11 protein-coding genes are annotated in these 15,296 nt (G+C 38.7%); 4 read left to right on the top strand and 7 right to left on the bottom strand.

Annotation, left to right across the window (positions count from 1 at the left end):
* The first annotated feature begins 455 nt into the window (after nucleotides 1-455).
* Nucleotides 456-2,024: an ammonium transporter gene (locus tag B4U84_RS09790; protein ID WP_242677590.1), complete on the top strand. Its 1,569-nt coding sequence runs from the start codon at nucleotides 456-458 to the stop codon at nucleotides 2,022-2,024.
* A 366-nt stretch (nucleotides 2,025-2,390) separates the two neighbouring features.
* Here B4U84_RS09790 and B4U84_RS09795 read toward each other — a convergent pair whose 3' ends face one another.
* The 6 genes from B4U84_RS09795 to nagA form a co-directional block, all read right to left on the bottom strand.
* Nucleotides 2,391-3,497, bottom strand: a complete 1,107-nt coding sequence (locus B4U84_RS09795) for a hypothetical protein (protein ID WP_131117383.1) — start codon at nucleotides 3,495-3,497, stop codon at nucleotides 2,391-2,393.
* A 9-nt stretch (nucleotides 3,498-3,506) separates the two neighbouring features.
* Nucleotides 3,507-5,741, bottom strand: coding sequence for an AAA-like domain-containing protein (locus B4U84_RS09800; protein ID WP_131117386.1), 2,235 nt, complete (start codon nucleotides 5,739-5,741; stop codon nucleotides 3,507-3,509).
* A gap of 359 nt (nucleotides 5,742-6,100) precedes the next feature.
* The gene (locus B4U84_RS09805) at nucleotides 6,101-6,478 is read right to left on the bottom strand and encodes a DUF423 domain-containing protein (protein ID WP_017313535.1); all 378 of its coding nucleotides are present in this window, start codon (nucleotides 6,476-6,478) and stop codon (nucleotides 6,101-6,103) included.
* A 20-nt stretch (nucleotides 6,479-6,498) separates the two neighbouring features.
* Nucleotides 6,499-6,984, bottom strand: a complete 486-nt coding sequence (locus B4U84_RS09810) for a hypothetical protein (protein ID WP_017313534.1) — start codon at nucleotides 6,982-6,984, stop codon at nucleotides 6,499-6,501.
* A 132-nt stretch (nucleotides 6,985-7,116) separates the two neighbouring features.
* The gene (gene bchM, locus B4U84_RS09815; RefSeq protein ID WP_017313533.1) at nucleotides 7,117-7,803 is read right to left on the bottom strand and encodes a magnesium protoporphyrin IX methyltransferase; all 687 of its coding nucleotides are present in this window, start codon (nucleotides 7,801-7,803) and stop codon (nucleotides 7,117-7,119) included.
* Nucleotides 7,804-7,878: 75 nt separating this feature from the next.
* The gene (gene nagA, locus B4U84_RS09820; protein ID WP_131117389.1) at nucleotides 7,879-9,081 is read right to left on the bottom strand and encodes an N-acetylglucosamine-6-phosphate deacetylase; all 1,203 of its coding nucleotides are present in this window, start codon (nucleotides 9,079-9,081) and stop codon (nucleotides 7,879-7,881) included.
* Between the two features lie 270 nt (nucleotides 9,082-9,351).
* On the opposite strand from nagA, the gene purE reads away from it, so the two are divergent.
* From purE to B4U84_RS09835, 3 genes are all read left to right on the top strand, one after another.
* The gene (gene purE / locus B4U84_RS09825) at nucleotides 9,352-9,870 is read left to right on the top strand and encodes a 5-(carboxyamino)imidazole ribonucleotide mutase (protein WP_017313530.1); all 519 of its coding nucleotides are present in this window, start codon (nucleotides 9,352-9,354) and stop codon (nucleotides 9,868-9,870) included.
* A gap of 1,255 nt (nucleotides 9,871-11,125) precedes the next feature.
* Nucleotides 11,126-12,727: an ammonium transporter gene (locus tag B4U84_RS09830; protein WP_131118852.1), complete on the top strand. Its 1,602-nt coding sequence runs from the start codon at nucleotides 11,126-11,128 to the stop codon at nucleotides 12,725-12,727.
* Nucleotides 12,728-12,888: 161 nt separating this feature from the next.
* A complete protein-coding gene (locus tag B4U84_RS09835; RefSeq protein ID WP_017313528.1) occupies nucleotides 12,889-13,209 on the top strand; it encodes a YnfA family protein in 321 nt (106 codons plus the stop codon).
* A 39-nt stretch (nucleotides 13,210-13,248) separates the two neighbouring features.
* Here B4U84_RS09835 and lepA read toward each other — a convergent pair whose 3' ends face one another.
* Nucleotides 13,249-15,060 carry a translation elongation factor 4 gene (gene lepA, locus B4U84_RS09840; protein ID WP_017313527.1) on the bottom strand — a complete coding sequence of 604 codons (1,812 nt, stop codon included), beginning with the start codon at nucleotides 15,058-15,060 and terminating at the stop codon, nucleotides 13,249-13,251.
* Between the last annotated feature and the right edge of the window lie 236 nt (nucleotides 15,061-15,296).

The following is a 15,296-nucleotide window of genomic DNA, read 5'->3' on the forward strand; positions in this document are numbered from 1 at the left end:
GAGGTACTTCAAACTCGTGTTGAGGTACTTCAAACTCGTGTTGAGGTACTTCAAACTCGTGTTGAGGTACTTCAAACTCGTGTTGAGGTACTTTGAAAGGGAGCATCCCAAATTTTCAGAAGCACTTTAAGTCTAGATTCAGTAAGTCGGCACAAATTTACCAGACGCGCCATGCTACGTCTCTAGTAGTTCACCATATTGATTTTGACAAGTTGGCCAGATCCCCGACTTTTTTAAAAAGTCGGGGATCTAACCCCTCGCAACCTGTCAAAATTTGGGTGTATCCTCCATCTTTATAAATAACAGACGTTGCTATTTTCGTTTCCCACCAACAAATCTCGCTTTTGTCTAGGTAAAATTTCTGCAAAAGAAGTGATCTTAATTATATGTGCAATCTCAAATAGCGTGTAATATAACCAAATTTACAATAATTTTGCCAATTAAATAAAACATCTATGTCTAAAAGAAGACTTCTAGGCTTTAAGTATAACAAAAGCCAACTTTTGAGGTTCTTCTACCTCAACATACCTTTAGCGACTATCATAGTCCTGGTTTGGATGAAAGCTGCAATGGCGCAAGTTCCCAGCACAAAACAAGAATTAAGTTCTCTGTGGCTATTAATTGCAGGTGCTTTAGTCTTTTTCATGAATGCTGGTTTTGCTCTTTTAGAAACTGGCTTCTGTAGATACAACAACGCCACTAATGTCTTAGCCAAAAACCTTGTTGTTTTTTGTGCAGCTACATTAGCTTATTGGCTCTTTGGTTTTGGATTCATGTACGGGGATGGATACTATGAGTGTCCTGGACAAGAAAATCCCAACTTGTTTAGTTTTTTTGGTAGCATAAATTTTCCCTTTGAACTACAATTTCCCCAAACTTCTAATGATTTGGCTTTTCCTGAAGGATTTACTTGTTTACAAACTGATTGGCCAAATCATTCTTTTGCAGCTTTGTTTTTCTTTCAATTAGTTTTTGCTGGAACTGCTGCGACAATTGTCTCTGGAGCAGTTGCGGAACGTGTCAAATTTTGGGCATTTTTTCTATTCAGTTTTTTCTTAGTTGGACTTTTGTATCCTTTCACTGGTCATTGGATTTGGGGACATTATGGCTGGCTAAAAGAAGTTCTCAAGTTTAGAGATTTTGCTGGTTCAACAGTTGTTCACAGCGTGGGTGGAACAGCTGCTTTAGTGGGAGCTTGGTTACTCAAACCACGTTGGGGTCGTTTTAACTACGACCCCCGCCAGGATATCGAACTCAATCAAAATCCTCAAGAACAAGCTTCAGCAAATATTTCCCAAGAAGCTTTTACTCGTCCAAGTAACCTTGGTTATGCAACTCTGGCTTGTTTAATTTTGTGGCTGGGATGGCTAGGTTTTAATGGTGGTTCAACAACCAATTTAGAATATGTACCTCACATTGTCGCTACAACTACAATTGCAGGTGCGACAGGTGGAACGATGGCAATTATTTGTAGTCCAGCTATTATTGGTAAACCGAGTTTGTCTTCCATTATTAATGGTATTTTAGGAGGTTTAGTAGGAGTTACAGCGTCTTCTGGTTATGTAGATATGACAAGAGGAGCTTTTATCGGTTTTATTAGTGGGTTTGTTGTTGTTATAGGAGGAAAAGTTTTAGAAAGGCTGAAAATTGATGATCCCGCAGGTGCAATTCCTGTTCATCTTTTCTGTGGTGCTTGGGGAACAATTGCTGTTGGTCTTTTTAGTCAACCAGAATCCCTTGTATATAACACCCACCCTTTCTTTCACAATAATCCTTTTGTCCAGACGGGCTATCAATTACTCGGTTGGTTAATTGTTTGCAGTGTCACATTGGTTTCTAGTCTCGTAGTTTGGATAGCTATTGGTTTATTTTTATATGGTTGGGAAAATGCATCTACACGCAATCAGCAAATCATGATTAAAGGAAACTGGTGGGTAAAAATAATTACGTTAGCGAGAAAAGGAATTAGAGTCTCAGCAAGGGAAGAAAAAGCAGGTAGCGACGGATTTTTCTACAAACTATAGCAATCCTATATGATTTGTGAAAATCGCAAAGTCCAGATCCCCGACTTCTTTAAGAAGTCGGGGATCTTGTCTGGAGCGAATGATCATCCGAATTCATACTACAATTCAGCAACGCCAATAGTTTAATACCAATTGTCTATAAACTTGCACTTAATGAATAATTCTGTCTTCCTTGGCGTTCTTGGCGGTTCGTTTATAAATATTAAGTGCATCTTCACAGAGAAATGGTACAAGAACTTCCAAATAAAAAACATCCATTGGTAGGGTGCAGCTTTGTGTGCAAAAACCTTTGAATATAGAGAATCAGCCATGCTAACGCACCCTACAATTCAGAAAAACTTTGATATTTTATTCTTTGGAGTTCCCTTAGTATTGAGCAGCAGGACAAGAAGAGTTCACTTGATTGATTTTGTCTTGAATTTTAGCTCCTCTTGTTGATTCCCAACGTTGAAATATACTTTTTAAATCATTCATATATTCATACTTGTCGGAAATTTTACATAAAATATCTACTGCTTCTTCTAATTGATTGGTATCGATTTTTGTTTGTGCTTCTTGGCGCAAGACTTGATTTAATTTATTCTCTATATCAGATGGAGTAATCCCCGCTTTTTCCAAGTTTTTTCTAAAATCTTCACATTGTTCATTTAAACTAATACTTTGTTCTTGTCTCCACAATAAACCTTTTTTGATGACATTGAGCCTATCTTGAGGTTTTTTCAGAGCTTCATCAAGTTCATAGGAAAATTGCTGACATGCATTTATACTTCTAGACGAATTGGATGATGTTGAAGATTGGGAAGATTTGAAAATCAAAAACAATAATAAACCGATAAAGCTAATACCAAGTATAATAATAAATAAGTATGCAAACACTCGTGCTACTTCTGAAGGTCTTCGTTCATTATCTTGTGGTGCATTATTATCTGGCGGAAATTCATCATCTTTATGAGAATTTGACGGCTCTTGTTGATTTTTTTGCAAATTTTGGTCAATCCATTTTTGATTAAATATTTGCCTATAAACGCGGTTTGCTACTCTCAGCTTTCCTGCTTCTATGATGACAAGTCCAGATGCTACTAATTCCTGTTGTAATGCATTATCATTAACAAGTATGTAATCTTCCTGTAAAATTATTTGATATGATTCTAATAAGCTTTTAGCTTGTTGACTATTGATAATTTCATTTTGAATATGTCTGAAATGGGCTGATACTTCTTGAAATTCCCAATCTTTAATTAATCGATTATAAATTAGGTTGCTAATTAGTTCGCTTTCTTTTCCATGAGTAATAAAAAACTCCGATGAGCCGAGAATAAATTCAAAAATAATTTTAGTCAGATATTTCTGAAAATAAGTCCAAGCTAAAACTTCTTCAATCACAACATTTGGTCTATCTGCTTTTTCATCTAGTTCTGCAATAATACTTTTAATGTAGTTATAAACATCTTCTTTATCTTGCTCATTTGCCATACTTCATCCTTAAAAATTTGCGATAATACTCCAAGTAATAAAATCTCTTTCTTGTTCGGTTAATAATTGTTTATTTAAATCTGCCCAAACTTTAGTTTTTTCTAGTTCTTCTCCCACAAGTAATTGTGATTTGTCTTTGTGCTGATAATCTAGCCAATCAATAAATTTTTGTGTATGATAAGGTCTTGGGATATTTTTGATGGATTGATTAACCCAGTTAAGATTAAAAATCGCCTCATATGTTAAATTTGCAACTCTTAAACTACCATTAATTTTGCTGACTAGCTTGATTTTTAGTAGTTCTTCATCTTCTAAATGAAGATCTTCAAGTACTACTTCGTTCTTTAAAATTTGCCGATACCGGATTAGTAGCCGAAATGGTTCACAATTGGGGTTTTGAAGTAGGCGATCGCGTATTTCTCTAATCGGTTGCGTATCTAGTTGAGTTTCCCATTGACTAATCCAGTGGTTCTGCACGAGTTGCTGGATATATTCTGCTTCATGATTAACTGGAATAGGATTTTGATCCTCACATATAAGCTGACAAAGTGTTTCCACAAGCAGAGGATGAGGTTTTGTCCATAAAAGTATGGTTTCGATGAGATGACTATACAGACAGCTGGTTTTTTTCTCTAATTCTGGTATCCATTCTCTAAAGACTTCGGCAATATCTAGGTGATCATTGACTGCAAGCATCTTCAATTTGCCTATGTAAACTAATAACAGCTGATTGTGGTATTCTGCAATAGAGTGATTTTTAACGTGGATTGCCCATTTGTCTAAAATCTGCGATCGCACTAAGTTATCAACCCAAACTACTTCACTCCCTACCGCTGGAAGCTGATTAAACTTAGCTAAATCTAAAATTAAGTCATTGAGCTTTTTTTGTCCTCCAGTCCATGCAAAAACTGCTTTCACAACAGATTCATAATTATCAATACTGCATAGTCGTACTTTGGTGATCGCATCAAACAACTGACTTTTGAACAAGAAATCGTGTTCTTGTTTATTTAAGTTTTGATTTTTTGCCCATTTCCAAACTTTTTCTAATTCCTGTCCATATAAAAGCTGAGATTGATCTTGTTGTTGAGAAGTCAGCCAATTTGAGAATTTTTCTGTATAAATTAGAGATACATCTGCTAAGTTATTGCTGACAAAATCTTCATCGAAAATATATTGATAAATCCGATTGCCAATTATTAAATCTTCTTGATTTTTTACTACTAATCCAGTCATTTGTAATTCCACTTGTTCATGATTATTTTCTAAATCATTAGTTGTTAAATCTTCCTGTCGCAAAAGTTTTTGATACAAAGCTAGTCGTTGGAACTTTGTTGGATTATCTTGAAGCAAAGAAATTTGGATATTCTCTAAATGTCTATATGTATCTTTTGTTTTCCAATCATCAATCACACGTGTTTTCACTAAGTAATTGATTTTATCTGCTTCTTCACCCTTTTGAATATAGGATTTAGACTTAACAACTAAATCGCAAATTTTTTGAGTCAAATAGGGTTGACCACTAGTCCAATTTAAAATTTCTTTCAAAACACTTTTTGTGCGTTTAGCTTTTTTCGCTAACCATAAACCATAGGCTAAAGGATTCGTCTCTGAAAGCTTAAATCCAGATAAATCAATTGTCCTAGCAATTATATTTAAGTGAGTCTTGAGTTTTGATAATGGTGCTACTCCAAATAAAGCAAAATTAAGATAGTTGTAAGCTGAATTTTCTGCACGACGTTGATAACAGCATCGGATGAAAGCAAAAAAATCATCTACGGTAAAATTTAACCTAAAGATAATATCTATTTCATCAAATAAAATCACTATGCTAGTGTGATTTAAATCAACAAATAAAAGTTTTTCCACAAAATCAATTAGCTTCGTTAAAGGTGAAGCATGGTTTTGTCTCCACCAATTTTCACTGTTGAAATTTTCCGAAAAGTGGAAATTTTTCACTAAATTATCAAATAATCTTTGATACCACTCATCAGAATTACTGCAATCTTGACTGACATTTTTAAGACTAATGTGAGCGCAAGCAAATCCTTTTTTTTCCAGCTTATTTTTTGTGCGGAGCATTAAGCTAGATTTACCCATCTGAGTAGCATTCAATACATAACAATATTCTCCTAGCTTCAATCTATCTAAGAGTTCTTGATCTGCTGTTCGCTCAACATAGCTAGGTGCATCAACCTTCAGATAACCTCCTAATTGATAATAGTTGTTTACATCTATGTTCATTGCGTTACCTAAAGGCGATCGCGGAATAATTTGATACCAAATTCAACATTAGTGTCAAAAATATATTATCAGTATTAATTCTTGCTGCAAATCTATTAATTTTAAGTTTGAAGAAAAAAGAATATTGTATAGCAAGATCCCCAACTTCTTAAAGAAGTCGGGGATCTAAGCTTCGCGATTCTTACAATATATATAATGAAAGTATTATATTGTGTTGAAGCGATCGCATTTCTGGAAACTTAAATATATAAAACTATATAAAATTTTGTGGTTTGCTTCAATATTTATATTTTTTTGAACTTCCTTTAACAAACCTCCTTGTCCCCCCACGCTCCCCACAACTCCCTTCCAATCTCCCACTACTTCAAATTCCAAGCAGCAACAGCCAAAGCAAACCAACCAGCGATCAAAGCTGCTCCTCCTAACGGTGTGATTGCTCCTAAATACTTAACACCTGTTAAACTCAGAGCATATAAACTGCCGGAAAAAATTGCAATCCCAATCACAAACAACCAGCCACTTGCTATTAGACTAGGTGATGGAGATTTGATATTAAGTAATAATATTGCTACAGCTAACAACGCTAAAGCATGATACATTTGATAACGAGCGCCTGTTTCAAAAATTAAAAGCGATCGCTCACTAATTCTTTCTCGCAAAGCATGAGAAGCAAAAGCCCCCGCAGCCACAGATAAACCGCCTAAAATAGCTGCCAAACTTAAAAATATTTGCGTCATATAGTTTCCCAATCAATTCTCTAAAGATCAAAATGATAGGAAATTCCCCCCTCTTCGCTAATCTTATAATTAGCATTAAAAACTTTGGCTTGTTCATCAAGATATTGTCTGGCGACTGGTGCGGGTAGATGAGATTGCATCGCAAATTTTAAAAGAGTTATCTGTCCATTATTTTCTTGTAACATCTGATAAAAAGTTGATTGCAAATGCTCACTAACCTGTTGTTCCAGAGCCTTTTTATCTCGCCGGCTTTGACTAAATAATCCTATTGCTAACCATCCACCTAAAGCAAGGGTAGGAACACCAAATATTAAACCTTGTTTTGCAGTAGCATCAAGTACAGCCAAAGCTTCTCTATTCCTAATGTCTATTACTTGATCATCATCAACTGGAGATATGGGTTTGAGGATATTATGTTTATCTATTGCTGCTGATACTGATAAAGTTAAAAACATAAATCCCAGAGTTAACAGCCAGCCCGCAGCCAATTTTTCACCAGTTTTCATAATTCCTCATCAATAGTCAATAGTCAATGGTCATTAGTAGAGACGCGATTCATCGCGTCTGTACAATAGTCATTGGTCATTGGTCATTTTTTCTAAGGCGACAAGATATTACATCTTGCCGCGATCTTAGCGTTACTTACGATTTGCTTCCAGTAAGCGGGAGAAATAAAAACGAGTGCGTGTCATTGACTCTCGTTGCACAACAAAACCGTTTTTCTCAAGAATCTTGACTACATCAGCTTCGCGGTGTAGATAAGCACGAGTCGCTTTACTTGGCCCCGGAAAGAAACTTCCAATTTTCTTGAGGATTGTCAAAGCGCAGGTTTTGGGAGCAAAACTAAGAATAAGCCGCGACTGTGCTAAAGAACAAAGATGAGAAATCATTGCATCTGCTTTTTCTTGGGGATAGTGGATCAGAACATCCAAGCAAATCACCGTATGGTAGCTACCACTGAGAGTTTCTAGATCCTGAACTGCAAAAGTCAGATTTTCTGGATTTGTCAAGGTTTGAGAAGCTCTTTGTTTACCTTCTTCTACCATTTTCTCAGAAATATCGCTGGCATATATTTTTGCGCCTGCTTCAGCTAAGGGAATGCTGAGACTACCCACACCGCACCCAGCATCACAGATAGATAATCCTGCAAGATTGTCATCTGCTTTTAGCCAACCGATTACCTTATCTACGGTTTGCTGATGTCCATTGCGGATATCTAGCTGGACTTTGTTGACTTCGCCATCGCCATATATACGTCTCCAGCGATCAAAGCCTGTGGAATTGAAATATTCTTTAACAATGGTTTTATCGTCAACTGCGTTCATGAAATTCAATTATCGAAGAGTACCCAATGGTTAAAAGTATCATCTATCAGTTATCAGTTATTCAGTTATCAGTTATCATTTGACGAAGGAATTGCCGAGTAATCTTTTCCAAGTTAGTTTTTTAGCTACTTTATCAAAGTGCCAGCGTAATAAGTGGGTAGCAGAAGCACCAATTATACTTGCTGGTAGACCGATCGCTTTTCTGGGTGCATCCGTAGCAAGGGCGATCGCCACTTCTACATCACAAATTTCCCACTTCACCAAGTTTTGCACTCCCAGCAGCAACGGTAAAGTTGTTCCTGATAAAGTCCCATCTGGTAGTCGTGCTGTACCGTCTTTGACTTCTATCTGTCGAGTATCCCAAGGATAAATACCATCGGGTAAGCCCAAAGGGGACAAAGCATCGCTGACTAGAAAAAGTCCTTTCTCATAATGACTTGCACGCAGCAATATATCTAGCATAGTCGGTGCAACATGTTGCCCATCAGCAATAAAACCACACATCACTTTAGGATGAGTAATGGCTGCACCTAATAATCCTGGTTCACGATGGTGTAGTGGTGGCATAGCATTAAAAGCATGAGTCACCATCGTTGCACCTAGTCTAAAAGCTTGTTGTGCTTCGGTTGCTGTCGCTTGTGAATGTCCCAAACTAACGGTGATACCATTTGAACGTAAGTAAGGAATTACTTCACCCGTTGCATCTAACTCTGGTGCAAGGGTAATAATTTTGACAATATCTGCATAATTACCTAACACCCGTTTAACTTCATCTATAGTCAAAGACAACAAATATTCGGGTGGGTGAGCGCCGCGTTTGTGAAAATTTAAAAATGGCCCCTCTAAATGAACTCCTAAAATTGGGGATATGGGGAAAGTTGCCATAAACTCAGCAATAACCGCAAGCGATCGCTGAATATTTTCTACTGAGGTAGTCACCAAAGTTGGTAAAAAAGCATCTACCCCTTCATTCCACAAAAATTTGCAGATTTTTGGCAATAAATCAGAATTTTCAGATTTTAACTCTGGAAATGCTAAACCTAACGCTCCATTAATTTGTAAATCAACACCACCAAGCGAAATCCAATCACCTGCAATATCCAACACTTGCAAATCAGGCGGTATAACTCTTTTATATACCGTACCCATTGGTAAGATTTGTTCAATTATGCCTTGGCAATTCACAACAATCATTTGCAAATCTTTGTAACCAGGCACTTTTGCGTTAACAATGTCTATAGGAAAGGGATCAGGGATTGGGGATTGGGGATCGGGCATCGGAATTTACAATTATTTCTGAATTAGATTTTAGCTAAATCACAAATTACGTAGATAAATGAGATGATAATCTCTACCAAAAGAACCAGAGACTAAAGGTTAAAGATTAGAGAAGACGAAATTCAAAACAAAAATCCCTAACTTTTAGCCGCTCCCCAATCCCCGTACTCTACGAGAAGTCGCTTACGCGTCTACGCGTAGCGTCTCCTCTGGAGAATCCCCAATCCCCGATCCCCAATCCCCAATCCCCAATCCCCAATCCCCAATCCCATGACTCAACCTCTTGTCGGTATTATTATGGGCAGCGATTCCGATTTACCTACTATGCAAGGTGCGATCGCTGTTTGTGAAGATTTTAGTGTTGCTGTTGAAGTTGCGATCGTCAGCGCTCATCGTACCCCAGAACGGATGGTGCAATATGCCCAGTCTGCTCATGAACGGGGTATTAAGGTAATTATTGCTGGTGCGGGTGGTGCTGCTCATCTCCCTGGTATGGTTGCATCTTTAACCCCACTACCTGTGATTGGTGTTCCTGTACCTAGTCGTCATCTACAAGGAGTCGATTCTTTGTATTCTATTGTACAAATGCCTGCGGGAATTCCTGTCGCAACCGTAGCAATTGGTAATGCTACAAATGCTGGACTTTTAGCAGTACAAATTCTTGCTACCCAACAGCCACAACTACAAGCAAAAATACAGAATTATCGTCAAAATTTATGTGATTCGGTAATGACAAAACAAGCTAAACTTGAGCAACTTGGATACCAGCAGTATTTAAAACAGATGTAATGCCATTTCACGAAAAGCCTGATACAAACAGGACTTACGCACAGGTAATACCAATTTAATGTGAAGCCACACTAAATGAATAAACCTCCACTCTTGGCGCTCTTGGCTTCTTGGCGGTTAATTTTATAATATTCTGTGCATCTTCATAAATAATTGGTATAACGGAAAAATTAACCGCAGAGGACGCAGAGTACACGGAGAAATAAGAGTTTTAGGCTTGTTTACTTTTCGTAACATGGTTGGGTTTATTTCTGCCGACTTACTTAATTATTTTAAATAACTTGGTTTTTATTGATACTTTGCATCCAAAAACGTTCCCTTCTTCAATAAAAACTTTAGGGATTTTTAATACTTCTTCAAGTTGATTGCCTAGATTGAGATAAAGATTGATACAGCCAGATAATACGAGACCTAATACCGAAATTGACATATGTAGCGATGGAACAAGAAAGATAAATTGTATTTATTGTTACAGAATTTTGTAAATTGAAGTTTAAAAATACACTATCTAACGAAATAATTTATTGCGTAATACCCATCAAAATGCCCCACATCCTCAATTTTATGTAATCTGTAGCTTTATTGCGTAGATATAGTTCATACCGTCTTTATTCTACAAATTACAAGTCAAAATTTTGTTAAAATTCTGACTTCAATAATACGTATTAAAATCACCATCTTAATTTTATTTGCATTAAGTGTTGAGGTAAGAATTTAAACTTTTTTAAAGTTTGGTGATCTAAATTTTACGGTAAGTAAGTCAATCTTAATGAACCTAACGCGACGAGTTACGAAAAGTAAACAAGCCTAAAATATTTACCAATGACAAATGATTATTGTACAGACGCGATGTTCGTCGCGTCTCTGCTTAGATTTAACAAAATTTTTTCATTGCTACTCTCATTTTCAATGAAACTTTTTGACAAAGTTATGCTTATATAAACAAAACCTATTTTATTTGAGCAAAAAAAATAAATAGTCAATGTAAAGATACTTGACTCTTAATCAAACTACATAATAATAATCTCTTAAGAATGTTTGTAGTATCACCAAAGTTTAGTTGCTACTTATTGAATATAAATTTGGTTATTTAATTCTCAAATTTATCAAAAACAGCTTGCTAAAGCATTGAGAATCTGCGAGTTTTAGGAGAAACTTGTGTAATAACCAAATAATAAAAAGCACTTGTTTAGCTTTGGGAGAGCGCTCTTTCTGCTTAACGTAATTTTGTCAGTTAACGACGGTTGAGAGCATGATGTTGAAGAACAAAAAAAGATCGACAGCAAAACATAGGCGACAGTCAGCAAACTGGAACGTCAACAAAACGCAATCAAACTCAATTTTCAGTCAATTTTTATGGGTAATCAAACGCTTGTCTCCTAGTTGGCAAGCTTGTATTCCCTTAGCTTGTTTAATTGTGTTGGGTTGGGGTTATGTAGCAGTTGCTCAAGAAACTCCTGCTGCTGCTGGCCCAACCACAGCCGAATTAAAGGTTGCACTTGACACTTTGTGGGTAGCGATCGCAGCTTTTTTAGTATTTTTCATGAACGCTGGTTTCTGTATGTTAGAAACCGGCTTTTGCCGTCAGAAAAATGCTGTTAATGTTCTCGCCAAAAATCTCATTGTATTTGCTCTTGCCACCGTTGCCTTTTGGGCAATTGGTTTTGGCTTGATGTTTGGCGATGGAAATGACTTTATTGGCTTGAGTGGATTTTTCTTGCAAGGGGTCGATAACAGTCCTGCAACAGGAGACGCCTACAAAGGAGTATTTAGCGCTCTGAGTTGGGCTGGTGTTCCCCTAGCCGCTAAATTTTTATTCCAGCTAGTCTTTGCTGGAACAGCAGCAACAATTGTTTCTGGTGCTGTTGCTGAACGCATTAAGTTTGTAGACTTTCTGATTTTCAGCCTCTTACTTGTCGGTGTTTCCTACGCGATCACCGGACACTGGATTTGGGGAGCTGGCTGGTTAGCAGACAGAGGTTTCTGGGACTTTGCAGGTTCTACAGTGGTTCATTCCGTTGGTGGTTGGGCTGCTTTGATGGGAGCCGCATTACTTGGGCCTCGTCTTGGTAAATATCAGGATGGACAGACTGTAGCCATTCCTGGTCACAACATGAGTATAGCCACCTTGGGCTGCTTGATTTTGTGGTTGGGCTGGTTTGGATTTAACCCCGGTTCCGTAATGGCTGCTGATCCCAGTGCAATCACCCACATCGCCTTGACTACTAACATGGCAGGTGCTGTTGGTGGTATCGCTGCTACAATCACAGCTTGGCTATATCTGGGTAAGCCAGACTTATCCATGATCATTAACGGTATTTTGGCTGGTTTGGTGGGGGTTACTGCATCTTGTGCTTACGTCACCATTGGTAGTTCTTTCTTTATTGGTTTAATTGCAGGAGTAATCGTAGTTTTCGCTGTCACCTTTTTTGACAAAATCAAAATCGATGATCCTGTGGGAGCTGTTTCGGTACACCTAGTCTGTGGTATTTGGGGAACTCTAGCAGTTGGTCTATTTGCTGTTGGTCCTGGTGTTTACTCCTGGTACGGTGAGAATCTTGGCCCAGCTAAAGGTCTATTCGCAGGTGGCGGTTTAGGTCAGTTCTTTACCCAGCTACTAGGTGTTGTTTCCGTAGGCGGTATGACCGTTCTTCTCAGTACAATCTTCTTCTTAGTACTTAAAGCTACTTTAGGTATCAGAGTATCTCGTGAAGAAGAGATAGAAGGTCTAGACATCGGCGAACACGGAATGGAAGCCTACAGCGGGTTTGTCAAAGAGGCAGATGCTGGCAGATTTACTGAGGCAAGTAGCCACAGAGGAATCTCAACATCAGGAGATTTACCCACAACCTTGTAATTGTAAATTGGTTTATTTGTTGTTAAGTAATACCAACCCTCCTGTCACTTTGTTTTTGCTCAAGGGGTTGGTTTTTTGTTGAAACATTAGATCTCTTGCACGAATGCAAAACTTGCCCTCATCCCCCAGCAGAAGGGGAGCCACCCTCACCCTACGTAAAAATGCTTAAATCACTTTTTTATTTTGTATTGGCTGGATTATTTGAGCTAGGTGGTGGCTATTTGGTATGGTTGTGGTTGCGAGAAGATAAGTCAATTTGGTGGGGGGTTTTAGGTGGCACAGCTTTAGCAATTTATGGAGCGATCGCTACTCTCCAGCCAGCTAACTTTGGTAGAGTTTATGCTGCTTATGGTGGTGTGTTTATTATTATGGCAATGCTTTGGGGTTGGAAAATTGATCAACTCACCCCTGATTATTACGACCTGATTGGAGCGGGTTTAGCATTGATCAGTGTTGTGATCATCATGTATGCACCCAGATAGTCAGAAACCCCAGTCCTTAAGGGCTGGGGTTTCTAACGCTTATTCCTGATCCAAACGCAGCACCGCCATAAAAGCTTCTTGCGGAACATCAACTGTACCCACAGCTTTCATCCGCTTTTTACCTTTGGCTTGCTTCTGCAACAATTTTTTCTTCCGACTGATGTCACCACCGTAGCACTTAGCAAGTACGTCTTTTCGCAAAGCAGGAATGTGTTCGCTGGCGATGACTTTACTACCAATAGCAGCTTGAATTGGGACTTTGAATTGGTGACGAGGGATGAGTTCTTTTAACTTCTCAGCCATTGATCGCCCAACACCATAAGCTTTATCACGGTGGACAATCATTGCTAAAGAATCAACCGGCTCGGCGTTGATCATGATATCCAACTTCACCAAAGGATTTTCGCGGTAGCCAATCAGGTGATATTCCATACTCGCATAACCACGCGATCGCGATTTCATCTGATCAAAAAAGTCAGTGACGACTTCTGCTAAAGGTAATTCGTAAGTCAGTGTCGTACGTCCCTGGGTGAGATACTTCATATCTTTAAACACACCACGTCGGTTTTGTGATAATTCCATCAGAGTCCCAACATAAATCTCTGGTGTAATCATTTCTACCTTGACGTAGGGTTCTTCTATTTTTTCCCGTTCGTTGGGAGATGGCAAATGGCTGGGATTATCAATGTAAAGTACTTCGCCTTTATTCGTAGTAACACGGTAAACTACTGAGGGAGCAGTAATAATTAAGTCTAAATTGTACTCTCGTTCCAGACGTTCTTGCACAATTTCCATGTGCAGTAATCCCAAAAAACCACAACGGAAACCAAAACCCATGGCGCTAGAAGTTTCTGGTTCATAGTGCAGCGCCGCGTCATTAAGTTTTAGCTTCTCTAATGCTTCTCGCAAATCCTCAAATTGGTCAGCATCAATGGGAAACATGCCACAGAACACCATCGGATTTGCTTCTTTGTACCCAGATAAAGCATCAGTAGCCTTAGCATTAGTGAGAGTAATCGTATCACCAACACGGGCATCAGCCACAGCTTTAATCGCAGCTGCCAAGTAACCTACCTCTCCGGCGTGTAAGTCAGCAACTTGCTTTTGGGTAGGAGAAAGTACACCTAACTCGTCAATTTCGTATTCCTTACCAGACGCCATTAAGTAGATGCGATCGCCTTTCTTCAAATTTCCATCCATCACCCGGAAATATACAATCACACCCCGGTAGCTATCATAGTAGCTATCAAAAATCAAAGCCCTTAAAGGTTCATTCACCGTATTGCGTGGCGGTGGAACACGCTCTACAATCGCTTCCAAAATTTCATCAATACCAATTCCCTCTTTCGCAGAAGCCAGAATTGCACCACTACAATCCAAGCCAATAATTTCTTCGATTTCCCCAATGACCCTGTCTGGTTCTGCTCCCGGTAAGTCAATTTTATTCAACACCGGGATAATTTCTAGGTTATGTTCTAGTGCTAGATAAACATTGGCCAAAGTCTGCGCTTCTACACCCTGGGAAGCATCTACTACTAACAATGCGCCTTCGCAAGCTGCTAGACTGCGAGATACTTCATAAGAAAAATCCACATGACCAGGAGTATCAATTAAATTCAATACGTACTGCTCACCATCTTTGGCCGTGTAGTTCATCCGGGCTGCTTGCAGCTTGATGGTAATGCCGCGCTCCCGTTCCAGATCCATATTGTCAAGGAACTGTTCTTTCATGAGTCGGTTGTCCACCGTGCCAGTGACTTGCAGCAAGCGGTCAGCAAGAGTAGATTTGCCGTGATCAATGTGAGCAATAATACAAAAATTCCGAATACGAGCTGCGGGAACGTCAGTCATAATACTTTTTTGCTTTAGCAGCAACCAAGGTTAAACAGCAATATACTTAACGTATTTTAATGGTTTCTTCGCTCAGACGGTGCAATTGAAGGAAAAGGTTAAGAGAGAAATAGAGAACACGGAAGTGTGGGGAGTGTGGGAAGTGTGGGAAGTGTGGGAAGTGTGGGGGGAATTATTTAACAAGTCTGTTCCCAATGCCCCATGCCCAATGCCCAATGCCCTATGCCCCATGCCCC

It is taken from the genome of Westiellopsis prolifica IICB1, assembly GCF_004323185.1.
Lineage (GTDB): Bacteria > Cyanobacteriota > Cyanobacteriia > Cyanobacteriales > Nostocaceae > Pelatocladus > Pelatocladus prolificus_A.

What these genes read in the sequence shown, in the direction of transcription:
- B4U84_RS09790 (WP_242677590.1), top strand. Translation starts at nt 456, where the DNA reads ATGTCTAAAAGAAGACTTCTAGGCTTTAAGTATAACAAAAGCCAACTT.
- B4U84_RS09795 (WP_131117383.1), bottom strand. Translation starts at nt 3,497, where the DNA reads ATGGCAAATGAGCAAGATAAAGAAGATGTTTATAACTACATTAAAAGT.
- B4U84_RS09800 (WP_131117386.1), bottom strand. Translation starts at nt 5,741, where the DNA reads ATGAACATAGATGTAAACAACTATTATCAATTAGGAGGTTATCTGAAG.
- B4U84_RS09805 (WP_017313535.1), bottom strand. Translation starts at nt 6,478, where the DNA reads ATGACGCAAATATTTTTAAGTTTGGCAGCTATTTTAGGCGGTTTATCT.
- B4U84_RS09810 (WP_017313534.1), bottom strand. Translation starts at nt 6,984, where the DNA reads ATGAAAACTGGTGAAAAATTGGCTGCGGGCTGGCTGTTAACTCTGGGA.
- bchM (WP_017313533.1), bottom strand. Translation starts at nt 7,803, where the DNA reads ATGAACGCAGTTGACGATAAAACCATTGTTAAAGAATATTTCAATTCC.
- nagA (WP_131117389.1), bottom strand. Translation starts at nt 9,081, where the DNA reads ATGCCCGATCCCCAATCCCCAATCCCTGATCCCTTTCCTATAGACATT.
- purE (WP_017313530.1), top strand. Translation starts at nt 9,352, where the DNA reads ATGACTCAACCTCTTGTCGGTATTATTATGGGCAGCGATTCCGATTTA.
- B4U84_RS09830 (WP_131118852.1), top strand. Translation starts at nt 11,126, where the DNA reads ATGTTGAAGAACAAAAAAAGATCGACAGCAAAACATAGGCGACAGTCA.
- B4U84_RS09835 (WP_017313528.1), top strand. Translation starts at nt 12,889, where the DNA reads ATGCTTAAATCACTTTTTTATTTTGTATTGGCTGGATTATTTGAGCTA.
- lepA (WP_017313527.1), bottom strand. Translation starts at nt 15,060, where the DNA reads ATGACTGACGTTCCCGCAGCTCGTATTCGGAATTTTTGTATTATTGCT.